The sequence below is a fragment of the Psychrobacter sp. D2 genome, assembly GCF_013608135.1.
Lineage (GTDB): Bacteria > Pseudomonadota > Gammaproteobacteria > Pseudomonadales > Moraxellaceae > Psychrobacter > Psychrobacter cryohalolentis.
Window position 1 is genome coordinate 29,285 of record NZ_JACDXZ010000010.1, and the last position, 25,980, is coordinate 55,264.

Here is a 25,980-nt window from a genome sequence, read left to right on the forward strand (position 1 = left end):
TGCTTTTTAATGAAATATTTACAAATAGTTGAATAAATATTTAAGCGTCACGATATCTAGAGAAAGTAGCCAATAAATGGCGTTATTATAACGTGGAATAGGCTAGGTATGAATGTTTCATCAACCTTGGGAAACAGGAACGCTACAATAACTCTGACCTATAAGCCCTCTGCCAATTATAATAACCCCTAAACGTCAAATAAACCCTAGCACCTTGCTATAAATAGCATTTTATCGCTATTTTTGGTCCAAATAGTGCAATAGCAGGTAAAGGTTGTTATATTTGCAGGTTACTTATCTTTTTATCGTATTTTATATTCCACCACTTTTATTGTTTATTTATCCGAGTTTATAGTCCTATGTCACAAGCCCAAATCGATACGCTTACCTCACTGTTTGACAGTGCGATTGCAGTTCTAAAAAATGACGGCGAATTACCGGCTGATTGGCAAAATAATAGCCAGATTACGCGTACTAAAGATACCAGCCATGGTGATTTTGCAAGCAATATTGCTCTGACTGCGGCTAAAGCTGCCAAAGCCAATCCGCGCCAAGTGGCTGAAAAAATCGTCAATGCATTGCCTGAGAATCAAGATATCCGCCAAATAGAAATCGCGGGTCCAGGGTTTATCAATGTGTTTTTGAATACTGAAGCCAAGTTTGCCGTGTTAGATGATATCTTTAATTTGCAAAATGGCTTTGGCTTAAGCAAGCAGTTTGACGGACAAAAAATACAGGTCGAATTTGTCTCTGCTAACCCAACTTCTAGCTTACACGTTGGTCACGGTCGCGGCGCTGCATTTGGTATGAGCGTATCAAACTTGCTTGAGGCGATTGGCTATGATGTCACGCGTGAGTACTATGTCAATGATGCCGGTCGCCAGATGGATATCTTAGCGACCAGTACTTATTTGCGCTATCTAGAAACCAATGGTGAGACGGTCACCTTCCCCGTCAACGGCTATCAAGGCGACTATGTCAGTGATATTGCTCAGACATTAAAGACGCAGCATGCTGATACCTACGTACATCGTTTCGCAGATATTGCCGAGAACGTGCCAGAAGATGCGCAGTTTGAAATAAATGCCGATGGCGAAAAAGTACTGCTATCAGGTGATAAAGAAGCCCATATCGATGGTCTAATTGCCAACAGTAAAGCTTTACTTGGTAATGGTTATGAGCTGTTTCTAAATGCAGCATTAAGCAGTATTTTGGCTGATATCAAAGACGATCTAAATGACTTCGGTGTGAGCTATGAATGCTGGTTTAGCGAAAGATCGATTGATAGTGAGATTGAGCCAGTCTTACAGATTTTAGAAGACAAAGGCTATCTCTACGAAAAAGACGGCAATATCTGGTTTAAATCGACAGATTTTGGCGATGAAAAAGACCGTGTCGTACGCCGCGCTAATGGACAAAGCACCTATTTTGCCTCTGATATCGCCTATCATAAAAATAAATTCGATCGCGGTTTTGACAAAGTCGTGAACGTTTGGGGTGCCGACCACCATGGTTATGTACCGCGCGTAAAAGCGGCTTTATTGGCGCTTGGTATCGATGCCGACCGTTTAGATGTGGTTTTGGTGCAGTTTGTCGCATTATGGCGCGGTAATGAAAAAGTACAAATGTCATCACGCTCTGGCAAATTCGTGACCTTACGTGAGTTACGTCACGAAGTTGGTAATGATGCTGCGCGTTTTTATTACGTCGCGCGTAAGCCTGAAGTACATGTTGATTTTGACTTGGAGCTTGCCAAATCGCAAAGTAAAGACAACTTGGTTTATTACATTCAATATGCACATGCCCGCGTTTGCCGTGTGTTAGAAAAACTACAAGCCAGTGGTTTAAGTGTGGATGATGCGATAGGTGCGGCGCAGCAAGAATTACTTGTTGCACCAAGTGAAGAGGAGTTGATTAAGCTGCTTGCTGCTTATCCTGCTACCTTGATGCGCTCAGCGACAGGTTATGAGCCTCACATCTTGACTAATTACCTTAAAGAGTTGGCAGCGTTATTCCATGGTTGGTACGACAGCAATCGTATCTTGCCTGTGAGCCTGACTTCAGGTGAGACACCAAGCGCAGATGAGATGGCGATGATGCAAGCTCGTTTACGTTTATCTAAAGCAGTACGCCAAGTTATCAGTAACGGGCTTGGTCTATTAGGGCTGTCTGCACCGTCTAGCATGTAATAAAGCTAGCAACTGATAGTAATAATTCAATAATGACAGATAGATTCAGTAGGGAGAATGCGATCCATGTTAGCCAAAAAACCAAGAGGTGCCACTGAAAAGCGCAAAACAAGTAGTGCGTCAGGCTTATTATGGATGTTTGTTGGTGCAGTGTTGACGCTGATGATCGGGGTATTCTTATATCTGTCACCATGGTTTAATTTTAGTCCCGCTGATACGGCTGGAGATCCTAATAAGCAAATACAGCAACGAGTGGATCCAGATGCCGACAATGGTGATTATGAATTCTATGATATTTTACCCAATCAAGAAATGGCAACCGTCCCTGATGAAGAATTTGACAAGACCGACAATGACCAGCTGGGTGAAATCATAGAATTTGAACCGGATGTGATTGTCAATCAAACTGACAGTAACGTGCCTAGTGCTAATGATAGTACGGGTAGTATTTCTGAAGGTACAACCAGTGCGCCAAATGCTGGTGCAGCTACTGGTAATGATGATATCGTTATTATTGAGGAAGATGCGACCTACGATGGTACGCCAGCGACAAGCAATCCGGGTACTAATGCAAACAAACCCAATGCTGGCAATGCAAGCATTCAAGCTGCTAAGCCTGCTGCTACGTATATCCTACAAATTAACAGTTTTGGTGATGCTGATGAAGCCGACCGTCGCCGTGCGCAAGTACTGATGGCAGGTGTCGATGCAAAAGTCGTCAAAAACACTACTGGTAATGGCTTGCCTATCTATCAGGTGATTTCACGCCCGATGAACAGTCGTCAAGCCGTTGCTACTGCTCAGCAGCGCCTGCAAAATAACGGAATTGATTCTATTATCGTTGAACAACGTCGTTAGTTTTAAATTGGTTTGATTGTATAAAAAAAGCGTCACAGTGGCGCTTTTTTTATACGTTTTTTTTGCTAATAGCGGCGTATTTTTTCTAAGCTTAACCCACCATATTGAAATTTTTTATTGCCACACTAACCGAGAGTATCGCTATGACGGTATCTAATTCAGCAGTAACCACGCAAAGTCCTTTTAAAGCATTTTTTCAAAAATACTTTATTGATGCATTTACTGGTATGGCTTTGGGGCTTTTTGTCACCTTAATAGCGGGTCTTATCATCTCGCAAATCGGTGGCTGGCTAAATCTTCCAGCACTGATTGCTGTCGGAAAATTGGCATCTGTGTTAATGGGCGCGGGCATCGGTGTCGGCATTGCTTATTATCTAAAAGCGCCAACTTTGGTAATGCTTAGCTGTTTGGTCGCTGGTATGTTGGGCGCTCACTCTGAAGCATTAATGGCAGGTAATCTATTTATTGCTCAAGAAGCAGGTCCTGCCACCTTTGCTGCGCTACCGGGTAATCCAATCGGTGCATATTTGGCGTCAGTTTTTGCCTATCGCGCTGGTACATGGGTTGCAGGCAAGACCAAGCTCGATATTCTACTGGTACCTTTACTGGTCTGCGCGGTGGCATTAGCCGTATGTGCGCTGCTCAATCCTCCTGTTGTTGCTGCGGTCAATGCCATTGGTCAAGGGATTCAAGCAGCCACTACTTTACAGCCATTATTAATGGGTATTGTGATTGCTGTCGTCGTCGGTATATTGCTAACGATGCCGACATCGAGTGCGGCGATTTGTATTGCTATTGGACTTGGCGGAGTTGCAGGTGGGGCGGCAGTGGTAGGCTGCGCGGCCCATATGATTGGCTTTGCCGTCGCCAGTTTTAAGGACAACGGCATAAGTGGGGTGGTGTCTCAGGGTTTGGGCACTAGTATGCTACAAATCCCTAATGTGCTCAGAAAACCCATTATTTTATTACCGGCTGTTATAGCAAGTGCTATCGTCGGTCCGATAGCGACCGTCGGCTTTGAGCTAGCATGTACGGCTACAGGCGCAGGTATGGGAACCGCAGGACTGGTTGGCGTATTTGGCGTGATTGAAGCGTCAAAAGAGATTATGAGTACGGGTCAATTATGGACGGCGATTATTTTATTGATGTTTATATTGCCCGCTGTGATTGCTGGCGTTGTGGCTTATATGATGCGCCGATTTGGTTGGTTGGTCGATGGCGATATGAAACTGCCTTAACATTCATTAAAAAATAAAAAGCATTCCTTAAAAAGTAAGATTTAAGGAAGAACTCAGGAAAATCAAAAAGCCCAGTTATCTAAGGTAGCTGGGCTTTTCATTCTTCTAGCATTTATAACATTTTTAAATTAGCGACGTACATCTTTAGGAGCGTCGCCCTTTGGCCAATCTTTGTCTTTATTGGCTTTTACCGGACGTGGCAAGTGAGTAAAGTAAGCAGCAATATCGACCGCTTCTTGGTCAGTTAACGTATTGCCTTGACCAAAGGGCATTTTGCCTTTGATAAATGCCGCAGCCGTATAGGTACGTGCCATACCAGCACCATCATTGAAGGACTTTTCACCAGCGACAGCAGGATAAACGTAAGTGCCATCGTCGTTATACTGACCTTCACCAGTTGCACCATGACAAACGCTACACTTCTCTGCAAATAGCTTTTTGCCATTGTCAGTGTTTGGCTCGAGGTTTTTATCCACTTTGACAAAACCGCGACCTTCAGGCGATACGCCAAAAGGCATGTCTTGTGACAACCAGCTCATGTAAGCCACCATCGCGTTCATATCATCTGAACCCAGATCAAGTGCCTTACCGTTCATCGAACGCTCAAAACAGCCGTTAATACGTTCTTGTATCGTATTGACACGACCTGCGCGCGTACGATAGATAGGGTAGACACTGGGCATATTGTTCCAAGGCGCAGCATAAGCCTCTGAACCATTGCCAAGGTGACAGCTGGTACAGTTCAGCTGATTACCAACGTTATTTGGCATCTCTTTATAAGTGTGATTGGCAATTTGTAAGCCGCGACGCACAGCGGCACCAAACTCATCATCTGGAATCGTAGATTCATCTGGCATCTTAATAGTAGGCTTGCCACTTGCCGTATCAGTGCCACCTGCGGTCGCAGTTATGTCATTGGCAGCTGGCATGTTACTTTTGATCGCTTCAGCGCGTGCTTCGAGATCTTTTACTCGTGCCAATGCTGCCGCTTCTTCGACACGGTCAACGGCTTTGGTTTCAGTGTGATCGCTACAACCAGTAATACCGACAGCACTAATGGCAAACACAGTGGCTATCAAAACGGAGCGCTTAGGATATGGGAGCGTTTTCATAGGAATATCCTTATTTTAAAAAGTAATATAGAAATTTAAATTTATATGCTAGTTTAGGTGCCATAATGGTAAAACTAACTCGATATTTTGTGTCAGTAAAAGGCTAAGAGCAGTAAAAATAAGGATAATCTTTAGAACAGCATAAAAATAACACGTAATATCGAGTCTTTGATGCAATCTTAGTTGCTCAGCAGCCTAACTCTAGCGCTTGAAATATAACAGAGAATGAAGCGGTAGGTTGCTAGTAACATTAGTGTATCAAATACAAATACGTAAAGTGTTTTAAAATTGAAAACAGAAGCCATAACATTAGTATTTCGTTGCTTCTTTTAAACTGAAGTCCTTGTATTTAGCATAAAAAAGCGCTCAAACATAGATCATGTTTGAGCGCTTTTTTTAAATTTTAGCTAACTTTTCGCTAATTCAAACGAGTGATGTAGCAAGTTAACAGTTAAGCAATTTCAGGCGTCTTGCCTTCGTTAATCACTTGCTCATCAACGAGTACAGTCTTAGCATCCTTCATAGAAGGCAGCTCATACATCGTTTCTAACAGAGCATTTTCAACGATAGAGCGCAGTCCACGAGCACCAGTTTTGCGTGCCATCGCTTTTTTAGCAATCGCATCAAGTGCTTCTTTAGTAAACGTAATGTCAGCGCCTTCCATATCAAACAGATACTTATACTGCTTAACCAAGGCGTTCTTAGGTTCCGTCAAAATCTGAACCAATGCATCTTCGTCTAGCTCTGTAAGCGCAGCAAGTACTGGAAGACGACCGATAAGCTCCGGAATAAGTCCAAACTTGATCAAATCTTCAGGCTCTACTTGTTGCAGTAGTTCTGAGCTACGACGACTATCATCTTTTGAGCTGACATCAGCATTGAAGCCAATGCCTGTCTTTTCAGTACGCTGCTGAATGACTTTATCAAGACCGGCAAACGCACCACCAACGATAATCAAAATATTGCTGGTATCGACTTGGATCAACTCTTGCTGCGGATGCTTACGACCACCGTGTGGTGGAATAGCCGCGACCGTACCTTCAATAAGTTTTAGCAATGCTTGCTGTACGCCTTCACCTGATACATCACGCGTGATAGAAGGGTTATCACCTTTTTTGCTGATTTTATCAATCTCATCAATATAGATGATGCCTTGCTCCGCTTTACTAACATCATAATCTGATGCTTGTAATAGCTTTTGTACGATGTTTTCAACGTCTTCACCAACATAACCGGCTTCGGTCAAAGTCGTGGCATCCGCCATCGCAAAAGGAACATCAAGTAGACGTGCTAGCGTTTGCGCAAGTAAAGTCTTACCAGAACCTGTTGGACCAATCAGCAAAATATTACTCTTTGCCAATTCTACCATTGCATCATCAGCGCCAATTTTAGCTTTTTTGCTATCATTGGCTAAAGTTTGGCTAACTTTTAGACGCTTATAATGGTTATAAACGGCAACAGCCAAAGCTTTCTTAGCAGCATCCTGACCGATGACGTATTCATCAAGCTTGGCGCGCAATTCTTTTGGCGTTGGCAGTTTTTTATTGACCCAAGAGGTATCAATATCGCTATCGTCATCACCATGTTCGTCACTGTCGGCGATAAGGTCTGTACATAGCTCAATACATTCATTACAAATATTGGCATCGTCAGCGGCAATCAGCTGCTTCACTTCACTTTTTTCTTTGCCGCAAAACGAGCACTGCGGGGTGTTATCTTCTGCCATATACAGGCACTCCTAAAATTTTATACTTATAAATATTCTGATGTGTGTATCAACGCTTAAGTACCTAATATAGAGCACTTAAGCATAAGCCGCGCTACTAGCTACATCGATACAGCTGCTCATAGACTGGCTATTATAAAGAAGTAGGACGACGCTCTAATACTTCATCGATCAGACCATATTCTTTGGCTTCTTTAGCATCTAACCAATAATCACGCTCGACGTCTTTTTCAATTTTGTCTACTGGCTGACCCGTACGCTCAGCCAAAATCTCGTTTAAGCGCGCACGAGTTTTTAGGATTTCACGTGCATTGATTTCGATATCCGTTGCTTGACCTTGCGCGCCGCCTGAAGGTTGATGAATCATGACGCGAGCATTGGCTAGGGCATAGCGTTTGCCTTTTTCACCAGCAGCCAGCAGGAATGAGCCCATGCTATACGCACCGCCCATACAGATGGTTGATACTTCAGGTTTGATAAAGTTCATTGTATCAAAAATGGCCAAACCAGCACTGACCGAGCCGCCTGGTGAGTTGATATATAAATGAATGTCTTTATCAGGGTTTTCGGCTTCCAAAAATAGCAGCTGCGCCACAATAAGATTGGCCATATGGTCTTCGACTTGACCGGTCAAAAAGATAACGCGCTCACGTAGTAGACGCGAGAAAATATCAAACGAGCGTTCGCCGCGAGCTGATTGCTCAACTACCATAGGAACTAATGCTGCTTGGGTTGCGCTTTGACTATACTGTGCGCTCTGGGCAGTAGTGTGTGCGCTCATCAGCATATCAAAATGCGGGTTGGCAGTGATGCGATCATAATCTGTCATAAAAATATCCTGTTTATAAAGATAGAAGATAAAAAGTAGAAAATCGTTAAATTTTTATTGGTGTTTATCATTGTAAACATTGTCGGTTTATAATAAAACCTATTACGCTAAATGAGACGGGTATCGCATCAATAGTTGATAAATAGCGGTAATAAAGGCTATTAGCTTAAAATAATTGAGCTAATGGTAACTTTTTTATCAGAGTAATAGTAACTTTTTAATGTGACAAATGATAAATGACTTCCTATTAATAGGGCGTTTATGCGTACTTATCAAGGGTACTGTCTATAATCTATCCATAAAGATAGCATATAAGCCACCAATAAAAATGCCCTAACAAATTTGTCAGGGCATTTTTAGAGCAATCTTAGCAGTCAGTACCAGTTAATGGCAAAGAGCTAGCTAGATTACATTGCTTGCTGCTGTTGTTGCTGAGCAGCTAATAGGTCTTGGTAGCTAACTTCTTTGTCCGTTACTTTACCTTGCTCGATTAGATAATCAACCACTTGGTCTTCTAATACAACAGACTCAATGTTCGCGCGCTGTTGCTTATCAGTGGTGTAGTACTCGATTACCTCACTTGGATCTTCGTAGTTTTCAGCCGCTTCTTTGATGAACGTCTCAACGCGAGCTTGGTCAACTTCTAAGCCTTTGGTATCGATAACGCGAGCAACGATGATGCCAAGACGTGCCGCACGTAGCGCTTGCTCTTCGAATAACTCATTTGGTAGCATGTCTTTATCGAAGCTATCAGCATTGGCACCGAACTGCTGAGAAAAACGTTGCATCATCATGTTGCGTTGACGCTCGATTTCTTGCTCTAGCATAGCATTAGGTACGTCAAACTCGTTCTTTTCTAACAAAGCGTCAAATGTTGCTTGCTTGACTTGGCTACGAGCAGCATTTTTGATTTCGCGTTCCATGTTTTTGCGAACGTCGTCTTTTAACTTCTCAACGCCGCCTTCTTTGACACCGAATAGCTCAAGGAACGCATCGTCAATTTCTGGTAGCTTAGATTTTTCAACCAATTTTACGTTGATTTTGAACTGAGCTTCTTTACCCGCTAAGTTTTCAGCTTGATAATCTTCTGGGAAAGTCACGTCGATGGTTTTTTCTTCGCCAGCTTTCATGCCTTTGATGCCTGCTTCAAAGCCAGGAATCATCTGATTGCTACCGATAACCAATTTGAAGTCTTCAGCAGATCCGCCTTCGAACTTCTCGCCATCGATAGAGCCTTCAAAGTCAAAAGTGACTTGATTGCCTTTGTCCGCTTTACCTTTTTTCTCAACGAATTCTTCACGTTGTTTTTGTAGGTTTTCGATCATGGTGTCAACATCAGCTTCATCAACCTTGGCGGTATGACGCTCAACTTCGATCTCATTGATACCTTGTACATCAACTTCTGGGAAGATTTCAACAGTGGCTTGATAAACCAAGAAATCGTCTTCAAGTTTTACGTCGTCGATGTTAGGCATGCCAACGGCGCGGATGTCTTCAGATTTGATCGCTTCAAAAACGGTATCACGGATGACGTCGTTGATCACTTCTTGTTGAATGCCAGCACCGTATTGTGAACGGATATGTGACATAGGCACGTTACCTTTACGGAAACCGTCAATCTTGGCAGTTTTCGCTACTTGGCGAATACGACCTTCAACTTTGTTTTGAATCTTTTCAACGGGTACTTTAACCGTTAACTGAGTTTCTTTGTTAGATAGCTTGTTGGTTGTGACTTGTAAATCTGTAGCCATGATCATTACACCTTTAGGATTAAATAATAGACAACCATGCCTCAAAATACGGGCGTTTACGACTGGTTGCCGTTGGAATAAATAGGGGATAGTGATAGCAAGTCATTCTCAAATCAATGCCTTTAGCAATCGCTGCTGGCTCTGAAAAACGACCTATTTAATCTTAGTCGATACTATCAAATATCAATAATAAACCGTCAATAGGTCGCATAATAACGCTTTTTGGCGAATAATACAGACAATTAACGGCTTTCAACAAAATTTTAAAAGTAGAACAGTATAATCTATCTGTTTATTAAAGTAAAAATTATCTGTTTTGTCGTTTACGTGGTATCAATTTACTATATCAGTGATCTTATTTAAAGTACGTCTTGTATGTCTGCGCCTGATTGACTGGTTGAGGATTAAATGGCATCAAATTGGATAACTACAAGAGATAAACGTCTTATAAAGGCAATTGCGCCAGTAACTGCTTGATCGCCTGACCGCGATGGCTGATGCTATTTTTATCCGCAGCGCTGAGGCTTGCCGCCGTCGCCTGCAGCTCTGGTAACCAGAACAATGGATCATAACCAAAGCCACCATCACCATGTGGCAACTCTAAAATCTCACCGTGCCATAAACCTTGCGCGATAATCGGTAGCGGATCATCAGCATGACGTACCATCGCCAGTACGCAAACGAACATGCCCTTAATAGCAGTATCAGGCTGTGCTGCGCTGATAGGCTGCAAGTCAGCGATAAGCTTTTCATTATTCTTACTATCGTTACCATGCTCACCGGCATAGCGCGCAGAATAAATACCGGGTGCGTTACCTAATACTGGCACACAAAGTCCAGAATCGTCGGCGATCGCAGGCAATCCACTAATACGACTGGCATGACGGGCTTTTATAATGGCATTTTCAATAAAACTCAAGCCATCTTCAATCGCATCGTCGATATCGAGCTGACCTTGAGGGACAATCGTCACATCCAAATCTGCTTCCGCAAATAGTCTTGTGAACTCAGCAAGCTTGCCTTTATTATTGCTGGCGAGTACCCATTGCTTGTGAGATGTAGATTGGGTCAAGGGTCGCGATGTGTGTAGTGTATTGATAGCACTCATAGAGAATATTCCGTCGTGTCGTTAGATCTAAACAAAAAATAGTGATTCATATTAAGGTACTATTTTTATAATTTTTTTGTTTGCTGTTCACAAGCAATACTGATTGCGCTTTGCATAACATTTGGTAACTGATATTTGTCGCCACTATTGCTATAATAGCTGCCAAGCTACAGTGAATTATATCTTATAGCTTGTGAATATTTGGTTAATAAAGGCTGACAAAGTCAAGTGTTTGGCTTTTGAGCCAAGAGCAAGAAAAGAATAATAGTTAATTTTGGATTCATAATAATACGTGATACTGTGTTCAGCAATACAATGTATTAATCGATAAAATTCATTTCAAACAATAAACTCAGCCAATTTAGCCAGCTATTTTATAGGGTTTTTTGCGTGTTAAAAATAGCGTAAAATTCAGTTTCCATAAAATAACAGCTAAAACAGCAAGGATAAAATAACTATGTCAAAGATTACTTTACCAGACCTACCATATGCAAAAGATGCTTTAGAGCCGCACATCAGTGCTGAAACTTTAGAGTTCCATCATGATAAGCATCACAATGCATACGTGACTAAGCTTAACGAATTGCTACCAGGTTCTGGTCTAGAAGACAAAACGTTGTCAGAAATCATCGTAGCAACAGCTAAAGATGACAGCAAGCAAGGTATGTTTAACCAAGCAGCCCAAGTATGGAACCACACGTTCTATTGGAACTGCATGACGCCAACTAATGGCGGCGGCGAACCTACTGGCGATCTAAAAGCTAAAATCGAAGAAGACTTCGGTAGCTATGACAAGTTCCGTGAAGAGTTCAAAAATGCAGCATTGACTCAGTTTGGTTCAGGTTGGGCGTGGCTAGTCGCTGATAAAGTCGGTGGCAAATTGTCTATCGCCAAAACAGCTAACGCTGATACACCACTTGCACATGACCAAATCGCGGTATTGACTTGTGATGTATGGGAACATGCGTACTACATCGATTATCGTAACCGTCGTCCTGACTATGTTGACACGTTCCTAGACAAGCTAGTGAACTGGGACTACGCAAACGCAAAATACAAAGGTCAAGATGCTGGTGTTGAAGAGTAATCTTTAACCACTAGGTATTTGATTTGAAAAAGGACGCTGAGAGGCGTCCTTTTTTTTGTTTGAAATTTGACTAAAAGTAACTACCAGTACTCAGCGCCAAGAATCTGAGTATCAGTAAGGTACTTGTCTGAGGTATCAATTATCTCAGTAGCTTTATCAATTATACTTTCAATTATTTTCTGCTCTTTTCTATCTAAATAATGTTTGGTAATAACGGTTTCGTAATGAGCAGGATAATGTAGCGTTGCCGAATAATGAATACATATCTTGCTCTCTTCACATGAAAGGATAAGCTCTAAACCAGTCTCGCCCTCTGATCCGCTAAGATATAAAAACTTTCCTAAAGAGTATTTTTGAATATATTGAGCATCTTGCCATTGAACTCTTGAAGAACCATCACCCTGACCGACCGAAGATAAAGAAGATATTCTATTTAAAGGCGCTTCAAAGAAGTAATCAACTAGACTTGAACGTTTGCTGACTTTAAAGTTAAAATTTATTTCACGGGTTTCATGATCTGAGTAACGATCGGTTAAAATGCCTTCTATAACATAGGACTTAAAAATTTCAGAAGGACGCTTGTCGTACCAGCCATTAAGATCGGAATGAGGCGGTTGCCATAATATGAGTGCTTGTCCATCTTGAGTAAAATCTTCGTTTTCTTCGAGTTTTATAGGATATGTTTTTCCAACTTCTGGTAGTAAATCCTCTAGCTCGATAGTATCTTCCCAACTTGCATCCCAACATAACTTTGACCATTGCATCGTTTGTAAAAGCTGAATAGCTTTTGCTTGCTCATGATCTGGTTCTTTATGAGACCGAAAAAAACCAATTAAATTCGCTAGTCTTATCGACATTACAACACCTCAAACCCAAACTTACCCAACGCCTCACGTAACATCGCAATATTATAATACGCATGCGCATTGACGGTATTTTGAAAGAAGATATATAGCGTATCAAAATGCTGACGCTGATTGGCAATTGCTTGCGCCCAATCCTGCATTTCCGCCTCGCTATAACGATAATCATGGCGGTCAGCGGCACTCATCGCATCCCACCAGTTTAGATTATTGCCATGCATACGCAGGTAGCCCGTACGCTGAGTAAATATTAGACGAGATGGCGGTAAACCGCTGACTTTGGGATAATCGACGCTACACCAAATCAACCCTTGTTTGACAAAACTATCGACCACTTGCGGGGTATGCCAGCCGTTATGACGAAACTCAACAGCGAGTGGGTAGTCCTGAAACCAACTGACAAGGTTTGCGAGATATAGACGATGCTCACGAGTACGATCAAAGCCATGTGGGAATTGTAATAATAATGGCGCTAGAGCATTGGCTTCGATAAGCGGGGATAGGGCATTTAAAAACGCTTGCGCATGTTCAGCAGTGCCCTTACGCGCATGAGTAAAGTCTTGATGCAGCTTGACGGCGAACTTCAACTCACTGTCTGCTTGCACATAGGCTTTATCGACCATACCTGCAAAGGCTTTTTGTCCAATGGGTGCGTAAAAAGTGCTATTAATCTCAACTGCGCCATATTGCTTGGCATATTCACGTAAGAAGTCCGTTTTTTTGGTACCCGTTGGATACAGCGTACCGAGTAAATCGGTATCGCTATAACCGCCAGTACCGAGGTAAATACGCGGAGTAGGGGCACTGTCCATGTTGATCACCCTTTGCTGTTTTTAATGATTAAAATATTGGGCGTATTGTTTCTAAGCTTATTTCTTATTTGTCTATTTCTTACGTGCCCAAAGCCATTCGATAAGTGCCATCAGCGCATCAGTGTCTGAGCTGTCGTCAAGCTCACGAGAAATGGCTGCACGCCCGTCATCAAATAGCGATTGCGCATAGCTGGTCGCATTATTGACACCCATTAACTTTACATAAGTAGATTTGTCTAACTTTTCATCACTGCCGGCAGGTTTACCAAGCGTATCAGTAGAGGTCGTTACGTCTAGAATATCGTCCTGAACCTGAAAGGCGAGACCGATATGCTGTGCACACCCTTGTAGAGCCATGCGCTGCGGAGCCGTCGCGCCAGCACAGATACCGCCCATCAACATCGCCGCTTCAATTAATGCGCCGGTTTTATCACGGTGAATGGCTTCTAAATCATCTTGTGTGATGTTGTTACTGGCTTCAGCATTCAGATCAAGCATTTGACCCGATACCATGCGTCTGGCACGCGGCGCAAATACCGCGATGAGCTGACTTGCGATAGCGGAATCAAAAGGCGCAAAGGTTGGCAGCTCCGCAGTCAATACTTCAAAGGCGAGCGTCTGTAATACGTCACCTGCGAGCAGGGCGGTCGATTCTTCAAAGACAATATGAGCGGTTGGTTGACCACGGCGCAGCTCGTCATCGTCCATACATGGCAAGTCATCATGCACCAGCGAATAAGTATGCAGCAGCTCCACCGCCAACGCTGCACGGCGGCACATATCATAATCTGAGTCGTTTTCTAACAAAGATGCCAAGGCATTGTCTTTATCGGCAATTGTGTCATTATGGCTATAAGTGCTGGAAAAAGCGCTTGCAACCAGTAGCGGACGTACCAATTTCCCTGTACCTGTCATTACATAGCGGCAAGCGTCAAGCAGCGGGCTTGGCAGCTCAGCATAATCAAATAACACTTCGATATCTTTGGCTAATTGCGCGCGTATCTCATGGTGAAACTGCTCTGTGCTATTAAAAGGGATAAAGCTAATAGGAACAACGCTCGACGTAGAAGAAACAGACATAACCCAACCTTCTATCAGGTGAATAATAAAAATATCGTTAGTGTAACATGATAGATTATATTCCTTATGCCACATGCATAATCCCTAATGTATTTTTTAAAGTTGTATATTAAAAATAGAAGGTTTGAGATCAAAAATAGAAAGCTTAATATGAAAAGCGGTATGAAATAATGCAACAAGCCCTCGTTACGCATTGGCGATTTAACTTAGTAGTTAAATATGTTTTGATAAGAGGCTGCATTTAAAGGTTAATCACCACGGTCTAATTCCAGTATACAAACAATCACTTAAGGCAGATTGCTAGTCAGGTAAAGGGCTGCTGTGGATTTAAGAGTGACTTGCGAGTATGGTATTAGCTTGTGACAGTCGGGGGCATAATCCCCTACACTAATTGGCGTGAAATTGGTCTAGCGATTGATAATTGAGTTTTTACACCATTTATCAATCGAAAAACGACTATAAAACCAAATCTCAGTCAATAGCTACAATAGTAGTAATATAATATAAGTACATAGAAAACCAGTACATAGCTATAAAGGTACAGGCATAAGCACTAGATAATAAAGATATCTTCACCGTTTAATTTGGCTCACTTTTATCCCCATTATCACGATGACGTCATTATTGTTGATTAGGATGAAAGGGCAGATTAGCGGTGCTATTACCCATTTTTCTAACAATAACTGGCTATTTATTTTAATTTTAAAACGTAGCTTTCGTTATATAGCAAGGAGTTCCAAATGGTATACCAAGGAAATCGCATTACGGTGACAATGCTAGAGGATGGCATCGCCAACATGCAATACAACGCCGAAAATGAGAGCGTGAACAAGTTTGACACTGAGACCAATAAGCAGTTTGCTGAAGTTGTTAATGCGTTAGAAAAAGCAGATGACATTAAAGGCTTAATCGTCACGTCAAGCAAAGGCGTCTTTATTGCTGGGGCGGACATCACAGAGTTTGTGGCTTCTTTTAAGCAATCAGAAGAAGAAATCAAAGATTGGGTTATTAATATCAATGACGCCTTTAATCGCTTTGAAGATTTGCCTTTCCCGAAAGTAGCTGCTATCAATGGCGCAGCGCTTGGCGGTGGTTGTGAGATGACTTTGGTTTGTGAATACCGCGTCATGAGCGACAAAGCCATCATCGGTTTACCAGAAACTCAATTGGGTATCTTCCCAGGCTTTGGTGGTACGGTTCGTAGTACGCGTGTCATTGGTATTGATAATGCGCTTGAACTTATTGCGACTGGCACACCAAAGAAAGCACTCGATGCACTAAAACTAGGCTTGGTTGATGCGACTGTTGCTGCTGATGACTTGCAAGATGCTGCCATTGATTTGGTCAAAAAATGTATCTCAGGTGAGCTTGATTGGCAAGCGAAACGAGAAGAAAAGCTCGTTCCTGTTAAGCTAAATCAGCTTGAGCAAGCGATGGCGTTCAATAGTGCAAAAGGTATGATCTTTGCCAAAGCCAATCCTAAGCAATATCCTGCGCCAGCACTAGCTATCGCTGCTATCGAAAAACACGTTAACTTACCACGTGATAAAGCAATCGAAGTAGAAGCGGCAGGTTTTGCAAAAGCGGCGAAAACCCCACAAGCAGAAAGCCTAGTTGGTTTATTCTTAAGCGATCAGTTGGTTAAAAAGTTAGCCAAACAGCACAGCAAAAAAGCACATGAAATCAATGAAGCGGCAGTACTAGGCGCTGGTATCATGGGCGGCGGTATCGCTTATCAAGCAGCCAGCAAAGGCTTGCCAATCATCATGAAAGACATCAAGTCTGAGCAATTAGACCTTGGTATGGGTGAAGCCAGCAAATTACTTGGCAAAATGGTCGATCGCGGCAAAATGACCCCAGCAAAAATGGGTGAAACGTTAAGCCGTATCCGTCCAACGCTAAACTATGGCGATTTTGCTGAAACTGATATCGTCATCGAAGCAGTCGTAGAAAATCCAAACGTGAAGCGTGCGGTTCTTAAGGAAGTAGAAGGTCTAGTAAAAAACGATTGTATCTTAGCGTCAAACACTTCAACGATTTCTATTACTTTCTTAGCGGAAGCGCTTGAGCGTCCAGAAAACTTCGTCGGTATGCATTTTTTCAACCCAGTAAACCGTATGCCGCTAGTAGAAGTTATTCGAGGTGAAAAATCTTCTGAGGAAGCTATTTCAACGACCGTTGCTTTGGCCACAAAAATGGGCAAAGTGCCTGTCGTCGTGAATGATTGCCCAGGTTTCTTGGTAAACCGTGTATTGTTCCCATACTTTGGTGCCTTTGACTTGCTACTTAAGCAAGGTGCTGATTTTGCTCATGTCGATAAAGTCATGGAAAAATTCGGCTGGCCGATGGGTCCTGCCTATCTAATCGACGTCGTTGGTTTGGATACTGGTGTTCATGGCGCAGAGGTGATGGCAGAAGGTTTCCCTGACCGCATGAAGCCTGATTATAAAGGCGCTATCGAGCATTTATATGAAAACAAACGCCTAGGTCAGAAAAACGGCGTTGGTTTCTATAAGTATGAGATGGACAAACGTGGCAAGCCTAAAAAAGTTGCTGATGAAGCGACTTATGAGTTATTAAAAACCACGACTGATAGCGACAAGCAAACGTTTGAAGATCAAGCGATTATCGACCGCACCATGCTAGCTTTCTGTAATGAAACTGTACGTTGCCTAGAAGACAATATCGTCAGCACGCCGTCAGAAGCCGATATGGCGATGATTATGGGCGTTGGTTTCCCGCCATTCCGCGGTGGACCTTGCCGTTATATAGACCAAATGGGTCTAGATAACTACTTGGCACTGTGTGAAAAATACGCATACCTTGGCAAAGCCTATGAAGCCCCGCAAAAGATTCGCGATATGGCAGCAGCAGGCGAGACCTTTTACGCTACCGCGTAATCGGCAGTCATTACTAGGATGAAGTGCAGTACACATGCTCGATAAGATGATTGGTAATTTATTTATTATCAATAACCTTCTAAATTAGATAGGCGAGCATTACGGTACTGCCACTGACAATAAAAATTGAAAAGGAAGATAGTATGACAATTTTAAGTCCAAAAGACGTGGTCATCGTAGATGGCGTACGCTCAGCGATGGGTAAAACTAAAAACGGTATGTTCCGCCACGTTCGCGCTGATAGCATGTCTGCTGAATTGGTACGTGCATTGGTTGAGCGTAACGACTTTGACCCACGTGACGTCGAAGACATCATCTGGGGTTGTGTCAACCAAACGCTAGAGCAAGGTCTAAACATCGGTCGTAACATCGGTCTGCTAGCGGGTATTCCAAAGACTGCTGGCGGTCAAACCGTTAACCGTCTATGTGGTTCATCTATGCAGGCGCTACACACTGCTGCTGCTCAAATCATGACTGGTCAAGGTGATGTTTTCATCATCGGTGGTGTAGAGCACATGGGTCACGTCGGCATGATGCATGGCGTTGATCTGAATCCTGAAGCGTCAAAGCATTATGCAAAAGCCTCAAACATGATGGGTTTGACCGCTGAAATGCTAGGTCGTATGAACAACATCACCCGTGAAGAGCAAGATGCCTTTGGTCTTGAGTCACATCGCCGTGCATGGGCTGCTACCACTGAAGGTCGTTTTGACAATGAAATCATCGGTATCGAAGGTCATGATGCTGCTGGTCGCTTGCAACTATGTACTGTCGATGAAGTGATTCGTCCTGATGCGACGATGGAGCAAATGCAAAAGCTACGTCCAGCCTTTGATCCAGTAGGCGGTACGGTGACTGCTGCTACCTCATCTGCATTATCTGATGGTGCGTCAGCGATGCTAATTATGAGCGCGCAAAAAGCCAAAGAACTAGGTCTAAAGCCACGTGCTCGCATTCGTAGCATGGCAATTGCTGGTTGTGATGCCGCTATCATGGGTTATGGTCCAGTACCTGCGACGCAAAAAGCACTTAAGCGTGCTGGCATGAGCATTGATGATATGCAAACCATCGAGCTAAACGAAGCGTTTGCAGCGCAAGGCTTATCAGTATTAAAAGCATTGAACCTGACGGACAAGCAAGATATCGTTAACATCAATGGCGGCGCGATTGCTTTAGGTCATCCACTAGGGTGTTCTGGCGCTCGTATCACAGTTACTTTGCTAAATGCCATGGAGCAATCAGATACTGAAATCGGTCTAGCAACGATGTGTATCGGTCTTGGCCAAGGTATCGCGACTATTATTGAGCGTGTTTAAGCCTATAGTATTGTAATAATTTAAAATAGTTAAGCGCTCTAATATGAACCCCTAGTTATCATAACTGGGGGTTTTTGTATTCAGGGATCATAGTGGTTTACTTAGAATAAAAAGGTCATAAGTTGTTACTATCGCTTATCTCCATTGACGCATTCGCTAAACTGTGACTAAATAAGAGAGTAATTAATCATTATAATTTTAAGTCTGATATTCATTCTAAATCAGTTTAGAGCCGTCAGCTTCAGCCGTACAAGGAGTGTACTATGTCCACCATGATTACTGATCGTACCTACCGTATTGACCGTGAAAATACCCAAGCGATGATAATCGACGTCCAAGAACGTCTGACTCCGCATATCTATGATCATGAAAATATTCTCAAAAAAATAACGACTTTGATTAAAGGTCTGCAAGCGCTTGACGTTCCCATTATGCTTAATGAGCAATATAAAAAGGGCTTAGGCGAAACATTGCCTGAAATTTGTGAGTTATTAGAAGGCGATAATGCCAAAGGTTTTGAAAAAGTCACCTTTAGTGCCTGCGACAATGACGATTCATGGAATCATCTTGCGCAGCAGAATCGAAGCATCATTTTATTATTCGGTGTTGAGGCACATGTCTGTGTGCTACAAACCGCGCTTGATTTGCTAGATAATGGCATGCAGCCCGTCATCATTGGTGATGCCGTCGGTTCGCGTTTTCCGTATGATAAAAAGCAAGCAATTCGCCGTATTCGCCGTGCTGGCGGGGTGATTACCACGGTTGAAACCATTCTGTTTGAGCTTTGCCGCAGTAGCAAAGACCCTGCTTTTAAAACCATTAGTAACTTGATTAAATAGTCTTTTTACTCGATTTAAAATAAAATAGCGCTTACTAACATAAGCGTTATTTTATTTTTATGGTAACGCTAATTAACGATAGGTTAACGTCTTCTTTTATAGCGTTTATAAAATGTATAATAATTGCTTATGCGTAAAGGTAAAATGAAGCGCTATACATGAGTAGAAAAATTAAGAGAATATTTATGTCATCAGCTAATTCCATGTCATTTACTAACCCAACGCTTGCCTCATACATTGATATAGATCATGTCACTCATTATCTGTTAGAGCTGGATGCGCTTAAACGGGTAAATCGCCGCAGTTACGTGACAGGTACGACTCGTCTAGAAAACTCAGCCGAACATTCTTGGCATCTCGCTATGGCATGTTGGTCAATCGCTGAATTGTTTGAACTTGATGTCAATCATGAAAAGTTACTAAAGCTGGCGCTAGTACATGACTTAGGCGAGATTGATGCCGGTGATACTTTTTTATATGCCGATACACGCACTGATGCGCATCTTGAAGAACGCGCTGGCATTGCGCGCTTACAAGCTGAACGTGGTAATGGCATTAAAGATTTAAATGAGATTTGGGAAGAGCAGGAAACTGGCAGCAGCAAAGAAACTCAGCTGCTGAAAGTGGTTGATCGCTTGTTGCCATTTTTGCTTAATTTAAATACCAACGGAAAAACGTGGCTTGAGGGTAATGTTACGCGCTCGCAAGTAGCTGGCGCGCATGCCTTTATTAAAGACAGCTTTCCGAGTATTTATGAGTGGCAGGCACGGCAGATTGAATTTGCCACCGCGCAGGGCTGGTTGATTGATGGTTAAATTTATAGCAGTATCGCATTACTAAAAGCGTGTCCTTTTTATTTTGAACGGACTATGTTTTAAACGGACCATCGTGTGCGATAAAGAAAATGTTATTTATTACTACCAGCATCCGTGGTTTGCTGGACGATTTTTTCTACTTGCATAAAATTTGTATGCCGCACATCTTTGCCGCTGGTGCAAAAAATAACCAGCTCAGCAATGTTTTTAGCATGATCGCCCACACGTTCTAGGGCGCGCAATACCCAAAGTATATTCATCACTCTGGACACGTGGCGGCTGTCTTCCATAATATAGGTCAGCAAGGCTCGAGTGGCAGATTGATACTCTTCATTAACCGCCACATCACTTTGCAATACCGAAAATGCCTGCTGAGGATTCATATGCGAGAAGGCGTCAATCGCATCAAGTAGCATCACGTGCACCTTATTGGATAAATGCTGAACCTCTGAATATCCTCTTGGAGAAGCGCCGTCTTTAATTAATTTGCAGGCCATACGAGCGATTTTTTCGGCTTCATCACCCACACGTTCAAAGTCAACAATACCTTTGCTAACCGCCATCACTAAACGCAAGTCATTTGCTGCGGGTTGGCGCTTGGTGACTAACAAAATGATTTGCTCATCGATTTTAATATCTAGCTGATTAATCAGCTGGTCGTCTGCAATCACTTTTTTCGCGGTCGCTTCATCTGCAGCTATCAAAGCGCGGGTTGCAACCATGACTTGCTCTGCTGCCATGTAACCCATTTGCATAAACAGCTCAATCACATCATGTAAGTCATTATCAAAACCCTTTGATAAATGTTTTTGCGTTATAAGCATGGCGGCTTCCTTATTCTTGTATATTTAAATAGGATATAAGCATAAAAAATACATCTATAGTCAATCCACTACAAATCAAACACAGTGCTACTGGGATAAGTTTTGCGCCGCCTCTGTCTGCGTAGGCACAGCAAGCAAGAAAAATTTATCCTAGTAGCGCGTTATAATATTTGTACTTATTGTATTTAGGACTGACTATATTTATACAAACTGTTTTAACCATAGCGACCAGTAATATAGTCTTCAGTCGCCTTTTGAGCGGGGTTGGTAAATATCTGATCCGTCTCACCCATCTCTACCATATCGCCCAGATACATATAGGCGGTATAGTCAGAGACGCGCGCCGCTTGCTGCATATTGTGGGTCACGATAGCAATCGTATAGTCGTTTTTTAAATCGGTAATGAGCTCTTCAATCGCGCCTGTCGAGATAGGGTCGAGGGCTGAGGTTGGCTCATCTAGGAGCAGTACTTCAGGTTTTGTCGCCACACCGCGAGCGATACAAAGCCGTTGTTGTTGACCACCGGATAACGACAATCCTGATGCACGAAGTTTGTCTTTTACCTCAACCCATAAAGCCGCCTTTTTGAGTGCCCATTCGACACGATTATCCATCTCAGCTTTGCTTAGCTTCTCGTAGAGGCGTACGCCAAATGCCACGTTGTCATAGATGGACATTGGAAATGGCGTCGGTTTTTGAAAGACCATGCCGACTTGTGCGCGTAGCAAGTTCACATCGATGTCTTTGCCCAAGATATTTTTGCCATCGAGGTTGATATTACCTTCTGCACGCATACCGGGATATAGATCATACATACGATTAAACGTACGTAATAGTGTGGATTTACCGCAACCTGAAGGCCCGATAAAGGCAGTCACTTTTTTGTCTGGAATATCAATATTAATATTGTTTAGCGCTTGAAAGTCACCATAATAGAAATTGAGATCTCGAATACTCATCTTGGCAGGCGGCATATGCTGAGGGATATCGGCTACTGTTTGCTGAGTCAAAAAAGCACTGTCAGGCTGCTGCCCTTGATGCTTCTGACTTCCTTGATCTATATTGGAAAATGATTGACCAAATAAACCACGTTGGCTGACGTTTTGCTTATTCTCTTGTTTAACCGCTTTTCTTTCTAGTAAGTCTGTCATCATCATATCCAATTATTTTAGAATGTTATCAATATAGGTGCTGAACATAAGTGCTAAACGTGCGCTATAAATTGGCTGCTTAGTCAATTCTTAAATCAGCTATCTTGTATGATCTTTACCGCCAATAAAGCGCGCGAGAATATTGACTATCAGTACTGTCATGGTAATCAGTAATGCTGCCGCCCATGCCAATGCATGCCAGTTGTCATAAGGGCTCATGGCAAACTGATAAATAGTGTTCGGTAAGTTTGCCATCGGTTGGCTCATATCGGTACTAAAATATTGATTGTTTAACGCAGTAAATAGTAACGGCGCGGTCTCGCCAGTGATACGGGCAAATGCCAATAGCACCCCTGTAGTCAGACCTGCTTTAGCCGCTTTAAGCGTGACCGTGCTGATCAGCTTCCACTTTGGCGTACCGAGCGCATAGGCCGCTTCACGTAAAGTATTTGGTACCAGATTGAGCATATTCTCAGTGGTGCGCACGACAATTGGAATCACAATCAAAGCAAGCGCAACTGCACCAGCCCAGCCGGAGAAGCTTTGACCTTTCACCATCAATGCATAAACAAAAAGACCAATCACGATAGAGGGCGCTGACAGCAAGATATCGTTTAAAAAGCGAGTAACTTTACCCAACAAGCTGCCTTGTGAGAACTCCGCTAAATAGATGCCCGCCATCATTCCAATCGGCGTACCAATCGCGAGGCCTAACAAGGCGATCATCAATGAACCAATAATGGCGTTACGCAAACCGCCGTCGCCCATAGGCGGTGGTGTATCTGCCATAAATACCGGCATCTCGATTAAACCTTGAAAACCCTCAACAAAAAGCGTCAGCAAAATCCATGTCAGCCAGAACAAACCAAAAGCGATGGCTGAGATGGCAAAACCAAGCCCCAATCTATTGATCAGGCGACGCTTATGATATAAACGCTTGTTGTAGCGGTCTTCAAAGCGTGAAGTCGGCTGGCTGGTTTGGTCGTTATCAGTCGTGACAGTCGCTAAAGTCATTAGGCGTTTGTCCTTTGTTGGTCGAAGGATTGGGTTAAGTGGTTGATTAACATGCTTGCTTTATAACGGGATATTGACGCTACTTAGTGACCGGCTTTTTGGTCGATACGCATAAGCATTAGCTTAGAGATGGACAAGACAATAAAGGTAATAACAAATAGGATTAAACCCAAATGTAATAGGGATGCCAAATGCAATTCACTTGATGCTTCGGCAAATTCATTGGCGAGCGCAGAGGTAATCGTTACCCCAGAGGTAAACAGACTTGGGCTGATATTAAAGGCATTACCGATTAAGAAAGTCACAGCCATCGTCTCGCCCAATGCGCGTCCAAGCCCTAAAATCACACCACCGACCACGCCAGCTTTAGTATAAGGTAAGATGATTTTGAACATCACTTCCCACGTCGTCGCACCCATGCCATACGCAGATTCTTTTAATAAATCAGGTACCACAGAAAAAACATCCCGCATGGTTGCGGCAATAAAAGGAATAATCATAATTGCCAGTACCAAGGAGGCAGTAAACATACCAAGCCCCATCGGTGCACCAGTGAATACTTGCCCGATAATAGGCAGAGGACCAATGTTTTCAATCAACCATGGCTGAATGTGTTCGCTAAAATACGGTGCAAAGACAAACAAACCCCACATGCCATAGATAATAGAAGGGATACCTGCCAACAGCTCAATGGCGATACCCAATGGCTTTTTTAAGAAGTTAGGGCACAGTTCGGTCAAAAAGATAGCAATACCAAAGCTCACTGGCACAGCAATAGCGATTGCAATAAGGGAGGTGACAATCGTACCGTAAATAGGTGCAAGTGCCCCGTATTGATCGTTCACTGTATCCCAGTTATTGCTAGTATAAAATCCCAGTCCAAATTCAGTGATACTGGGCCAAGCGCCTACGATTAATGAGAGCAGGATGCCACCAAGTGACAATAGCACCAAGATTGCAAATGCTTTAGTCGCATTGACAAAGATAGCATCGTAACGTTTTTGTTTAGCCAGTTGGGACCTTAAATCATTCATAAGTGTCTCAGCGTTGAATAGAATCAAGTCAAAATAGTAAAAGAGGTTTTATCACAACAAACTTAAAAAAATCTTTAAATTTTCTGTGATAAAACCTCTCAAACCCCTACCGGAGAATAGTGGTTTGAGAGGTTGGCTCGACAGTGATTATGCAATCACTAGGATAAACAGGTTACTGTGCAGGCTTATAGACAGGTTGGCCGTCGCTGCCTTTGACCTCACTCCATTTTGCTTTAAATAAGGCAACCGCAGTATCAGAGAACGGTACGTAATCAAGCGCCATAGCGTCGTCATCACCTTGCTCATAAGCCCAGTCAAAGAACTTCAATACACCAGCGACTTGTTTGGCATCTTGTGGCTGCTTGTGTACTAAGATAAAAGTGGCCGCGGCGATTGGCCAAGCTTGCTCTGTTTCAGAGTTGGTAATGACTTTATAAAAGCCTTCTTGTTGTGACCAATCGATGTCACCTGCTGCTGCAAAGGTTTTGGCAGAAGGTTGTACGACATTGCCCGCAGCATTTTTCAGGGCAACGTGTGCCATACCGTTTTGCTTAGCGTAAGCGTATTCAACATAGCCGATAGAGTTTTTCATACGCGTGACATAGCTCGACACACCTTCATTACCTTTACCACCCGCACCGGTAGCCGACGTTGGCCATTTGACGGTCTTATCGACACCTACACTGTCATTCCAATCGCTTGACACTTTGGCTAGATAATCAGTGAAGTTAAAGGTTGTACCAGAGCCATCTGAGCGAAACACCGTGGTAATGGCAGCGTCTGGTAATTTAAGTTCAGGATTCATAGCCGCGATTGCAGGGTCGTTCCATTTGCTGATTTTACCCAGATAAATATCAGCAAGCATTTTGCCATCGAGCTTTAACTGACCGGGCTCAATACCATCGATATTAACAATAGGTACCACGCCACCGATGACGCTTGGGAACTGTATCAGACCGGCTTCGTTCAACTCTTCTGGTGTCATCGGCGCATCAGATGCCCCAAAATCTACGGTCTTAGCAACGATTTGCTTGATACCACCCGATGAGCCAATAGACTGATAGTTCACTTGACCACCTGTGGCTTTATTGTAGGCATCTGACCACTTAGCATAAATAGGCTGTGGAAAAGAAGCACCAGCACCGGTAATACTCATCGATGCACTTTCAGCTGAGCTAGCACTAGCGTCGCTACTCACAGCAGTGTTTGATGGTGCTGTTGTGGCTGCTTCGTCGGTTTTATCGCTCTCGTTGTTGCTAGTCGTTTGGTTACAAGCGGCTAATGTCAAAGTGCTAGCGATTGCTACTGCCATGAATGAATAACGCATTATTTCTCCTAAAATTAATCAATTTTGAGTATCAAGCATTTATAAATAACAATGACAATGGTTTTCTGGGGTTTGCTGAAATGATGCTCTGCGGTTAATAAGGAGAT

General features: G+C 43.0%; 21 protein-coding genes. 8 read left to right on the top strand and 13 right to left on the bottom strand.

Annotated elements, in window-relative coordinates:
* The first annotated feature begins 359 nt into the window (after nucleotides 1-359).
* The 3 genes from argS to H0262_RS11830 all read left to right on the top strand — a co-directional run bounded on the left by argS (nucleotide 360) and on the right by H0262_RS11830 (nucleotide 4,285).
* Nucleotides 360-2,189 carry an arginine--tRNA ligase gene (gene argS / locus H0262_RS11820; protein WP_181210878.1) on the top strand — a complete coding sequence of 610 codons (1,830 nt, stop codon included), beginning with the start codon at nucleotides 360-362 and terminating at the stop codon, nucleotides 2,187-2,189.
* 66 nt (nucleotides 2,190-2,255) lie between these two features.
* On the top strand, nucleotides 2,256-3,047 hold the full coding sequence (locus H0262_RS11825) for an SPOR domain-containing protein (RefSeq protein ID WP_181210879.1): 792 nt from the start codon (nucleotides 2,256-2,258) through the stop codon (nucleotides 3,045-3,047).
* A 143-nt stretch (nucleotides 3,048-3,190) separates the two neighbouring features.
* Nucleotides 3,191-4,285, top strand: a complete 1,095-nt coding sequence (locus H0262_RS11830) for a PTS transporter subunit IIC (protein WP_181210880.1) — start codon at nucleotides 3,191-3,193, stop codon at nucleotides 4,283-4,285.
* 128 nt (nucleotides 4,286-4,413) lie between these two features.
* Here the strand turns inward: H0262_RS11830 and H0262_RS11835 are convergent, their stop codons facing one another.
* The 5 genes from H0262_RS11835 to rdgB form a co-directional block, all read right to left on the bottom strand.
* Nucleotides 4,414-5,397 carry a c-type cytochrome gene (locus H0262_RS11835; protein ID WP_020444355.1) on the bottom strand — a complete coding sequence of 328 codons (984 nt, stop codon included), beginning with the start codon at nucleotides 5,395-5,397 and terminating at the stop codon, nucleotides 4,414-4,416.
* Between the two features lie 451 nt (nucleotides 5,398-5,848).
* Nucleotides 5,849-7,123, bottom strand: coding sequence for an ATP-dependent protease ATP-binding subunit ClpX (clpX, locus tag H0262_RS11840; RefSeq protein ID WP_020444354.1), 1,275 nt, complete (start codon nucleotides 7,121-7,123; stop codon nucleotides 5,849-5,851).
* A 133-nt stretch (nucleotides 7,124-7,256) separates the two neighbouring features.
* Nucleotides 7,257-7,952 carry an ATP-dependent Clp endopeptidase proteolytic subunit ClpP gene (gene clpP / locus H0262_RS11845; protein WP_409033828.1) on the bottom strand — a complete coding sequence of 232 codons (696 nt, stop codon included), beginning with the start codon at nucleotides 7,950-7,952 and terminating at the stop codon, nucleotides 7,257-7,259.
* Nucleotides 7,953-8,359: 407 nt separating this feature from the next.
* Nucleotides 8,360-9,703: a trigger factor gene (gene tig, locus H0262_RS11850; protein WP_011514543.1), complete on the bottom strand. Its 1,344-nt coding sequence runs from the start codon at nucleotides 9,701-9,703 to the stop codon at nucleotides 8,360-8,362.
* 445 nt (nucleotides 9,704-10,148) lie between these two features.
* Nucleotides 10,149-10,811 carry an RdgB/HAM1 family non-canonical purine NTP pyrophosphatase gene (gene rdgB / locus H0262_RS11855; protein ID WP_259275463.1) on the bottom strand — a complete coding sequence of 221 codons (663 nt, stop codon included), beginning with the start codon at nucleotides 10,809-10,811 and terminating at the stop codon, nucleotides 10,149-10,151.
* Nucleotides 10,812-11,268: 457 nt separating this feature from the next.
* Between rdgB and H0262_RS11860 the strand changes: the two genes are divergently transcribed.
* Nucleotides 11,269-11,898 (top strand): superoxide dismutase, encoded by a 630-nt coding sequence (locus H0262_RS11860; RefSeq protein ID WP_133104851.1) that lies wholly within the window; start codon nucleotides 11,269-11,271, stop codon nucleotides 11,896-11,898.
* Nucleotides 11,899-11,978: 80 nt separating this feature from the next.
* Here H0262_RS11860 and H0262_RS11865 read toward each other — a convergent pair whose 3' ends face one another.
* The 3 genes from H0262_RS11865 to H0262_RS11875 form a co-directional block, all read right to left on the bottom strand.
* Nucleotides 11,979-12,755, bottom strand: a complete 777-nt coding sequence (locus H0262_RS11865) for a hypothetical protein (protein ID WP_181210881.1) — start codon at nucleotides 12,753-12,755, stop codon at nucleotides 11,979-11,981.
* Complete coding sequence (locus tag H0262_RS11870; protein WP_181210882.1) at nucleotides 12,755-13,573, bottom strand: DUF72 domain-containing protein; 819 nt, start codon at nucleotides 13,571-13,573, stop codon at nucleotides 12,755-12,757. The genes H0262_RS11865 and H0262_RS11870 overlap by 1 nt, the downstream gene beginning before the upstream one ends.
* Before the next feature lie 72 nt (nucleotides 13,574-13,645).
* Nucleotides 13,646-14,653, bottom strand: coding sequence for a polyprenyl synthetase family protein (locus H0262_RS11875; RefSeq protein ID WP_181210883.1), 1,008 nt, complete (start codon nucleotides 14,651-14,653; stop codon nucleotides 13,646-13,648).
* A gap of 740 nt (nucleotides 14,654-15,393) precedes the next feature.
* Between H0262_RS11875 and fadB the strand changes: the two genes are divergently transcribed.
* The 4 genes from fadB to H0262_RS11895 all read left to right on the top strand — a co-directional run bounded on the left by fadB (nucleotide 15,394) and on the right by H0262_RS11895 (nucleotide 20,523).
* A complete protein-coding gene (gene fadB, locus H0262_RS11880; protein ID WP_181210884.1) occupies nucleotides 15,394-17,553 on the top strand; it encodes a fatty acid oxidation complex subunit alpha FadB in 2,160 nt (719 codons plus the stop codon).
* A 143-nt stretch (nucleotides 17,554-17,696) separates the two neighbouring features.
* Complete coding sequence (fadA, locus tag H0262_RS11885; protein WP_181210885.1) at nucleotides 17,697-18,869, top strand: acetyl-CoA C-acyltransferase FadA; 1,173 nt, start codon at nucleotides 17,697-17,699, stop codon at nucleotides 18,867-18,869.
* 263 nt (nucleotides 18,870-19,132) lie between these two features.
* A complete protein-coding gene (locus H0262_RS11890) occupies nucleotides 19,133-19,708 on the top strand; it encodes an isochorismatase family protein (protein ID WP_011514535.1) in 576 nt (191 codons plus the stop codon).
* A gap of 185 nt (nucleotides 19,709-19,893) precedes the next feature.
* Entirely contained in the window at nucleotides 19,894-20,523 is a 630-nt protein-coding gene (locus H0262_RS11895; protein WP_181210886.1) for an HD family hydrolase, read from the top strand.
* A gap of 92 nt (nucleotides 20,524-20,615) precedes the next feature.
* On the opposite strand, the gene phoU is transcribed toward H0262_RS11895, so the two are convergent.
* The 5 genes from phoU to pstS all read right to left on the bottom strand — a co-directional run bounded on the left by phoU (nucleotide 20,616) and on the right by pstS (nucleotide 25,873).
* Nucleotides 20,616-21,347, bottom strand: a complete 732-nt coding sequence (gene phoU / locus H0262_RS11900) for a phosphate signaling complex protein PhoU (protein ID WP_011514533.1) — start codon at nucleotides 21,345-21,347, stop codon at nucleotides 20,616-20,618.
* Between the two features lie 215 nt (nucleotides 21,348-21,562).
* Nucleotides 21,563-22,498 carry a phosphate ABC transporter ATP-binding protein PstB gene (gene pstB, locus H0262_RS11905; protein WP_181210887.1) on the bottom strand — a complete coding sequence of 312 codons (936 nt, stop codon included), beginning with the start codon at nucleotides 22,496-22,498 and terminating at the stop codon, nucleotides 21,563-21,565.
* Nucleotides 22,499-22,597: 99 nt separating this feature from the next.
* Complete coding sequence (pstA, locus tag H0262_RS11910) at nucleotides 22,598-23,512, bottom strand: phosphate ABC transporter permease PstA (protein ID WP_149409983.1); 915 nt, start codon at nucleotides 23,510-23,512, stop codon at nucleotides 22,598-22,600.
* Between the two features lie 83 nt (nucleotides 23,513-23,595).
* Complete coding sequence (gene pstC / locus H0262_RS11915; protein ID WP_011514530.1) at nucleotides 23,596-24,546, bottom strand: phosphate ABC transporter permease subunit PstC; 951 nt, start codon at nucleotides 24,544-24,546, stop codon at nucleotides 23,596-23,598.
* Nucleotides 24,547-24,718: 172 nt separating this feature from the next.
* A complete protein-coding gene (gene pstS / locus H0262_RS11920; RefSeq protein WP_181210888.1) occupies nucleotides 24,719-25,873 on the bottom strand; it encodes a phosphate ABC transporter substrate-binding protein PstS in 1,155 nt (384 codons plus the stop codon).
* Nucleotides 25,874-25,980: the final 107 nt, after the last annotated feature.

Coding starts and splice junctions, on each gene's coding strand:
- H0262_RS11865 (WP_181210881.1), bottom strand. CDS start 12,755: ATGTCGATAAGACTAGCGAATTTAATTGGTTTTTTTCGGTCTCATAAA.
- phoU (WP_011514533.1), bottom strand. CDS start 21,347: ATGCTTATAACGCAAAAACATTTATCAAAGGGTTTTGATAATGACTTA.
- pstC (WP_011514530.1), bottom strand. CDS start 24,546: ATGAATGATTTAAGGTCCCAACTGGCTAAACAAAAACGTTACGATGCT.
- pstS (WP_181210888.1), bottom strand. CDS start 25,873: ATGCGTTATTCATTCATGGCAGTAGCAATCGCTAGCACTTTGACATTA.
- H0262_RS11875 (WP_181210883.1), bottom strand. CDS start 14,653: ATGTCTGTTTCTTCTACGTCGAGCGTTGTTCCTATTAGCTTTATCCCT.
- H0262_RS11835 (WP_020444355.1), bottom strand. CDS start 5,397: ATGAAAACGCTCCCATATCCTAAGCGCTCCGTTTTGATAGCCACTGTG.
- clpX (WP_020444354.1), bottom strand. CDS start 7,123: ATGGCAGAAGATAACACCCCGCAGTGCTCGTTTTGCGGCAAAGAAAAA.
- rdgB (WP_259275463.1), bottom strand. CDS start 10,811: ATGAGTGCTATCAATACACTACACACATCGCGACCCTTGACCCAATCT.
- pstA (WP_149409983.1), bottom strand. CDS start 23,512: ATGACTTTAGCGACTGTCACGACTGATAACGACCAAACCAGCCAGCCG.
- clpP (WP_409033828.1), bottom strand. CDS start 7,952: ATGACAGATTATGATCGCATCACTGCCAACCCGCATTTTGATATGCTG.
- H0262_RS11890 (WP_011514535.1), top strand. CDS start 19,133: ATGTCCACCATGATTACTGATCGTACCTACCGTATTGACCGTGAAAAT.
- tig (WP_011514543.1), bottom strand. CDS start 9,703: ATGGCTACAGATTTACAAGTCACAACCAACAAGCTATCTAACAAAGAA.
- fadB (WP_181210884.1), top strand. CDS start 15,394: ATGGTATACCAAGGAAATCGCATTACGGTGACAATGCTAGAGGATGGC.
- pstB (WP_181210887.1), bottom strand. CDS start 22,498: ATGACAGACTTACTAGAAAGAAAAGCGGTTAAACAAGAGAATAAGCAA.
- argS (WP_181210878.1), top strand. CDS start 360: ATGTCACAAGCCCAAATCGATACGCTTACCTCACTGTTTGACAGTGCG.
- H0262_RS11860 (WP_133104851.1), top strand. CDS start 11,269: ATGTCAAAGATTACTTTACCAGACCTACCATATGCAAAAGATGCTTTA.
- H0262_RS11895 (WP_181210886.1), top strand. CDS start 19,894: ATGTCATCAGCTAATTCCATGTCATTTACTAACCCAACGCTTGCCTCA.
- H0262_RS11870 (WP_181210882.1), bottom strand. CDS start 13,573: ATGGACAGTGCCCCTACTCCGCGTATTTACCTCGGTACTGGCGGTTAT.
- H0262_RS11830 (WP_181210880.1), top strand. CDS start 3,191: ATGACGGTATCTAATTCAGCAGTAACCACGCAAAGTCCTTTTAAAGCA.
- fadA (WP_181210885.1), top strand. CDS start 17,697: ATGACAATTTTAAGTCCAAAAGACGTGGTCATCGTAGATGGCGTACGC.
- H0262_RS11825 (WP_181210879.1), top strand. CDS start 2,256: ATGTTAGCCAAAAAACCAAGAGGTGCCACTGAAAAGCGCAAAACAAGT.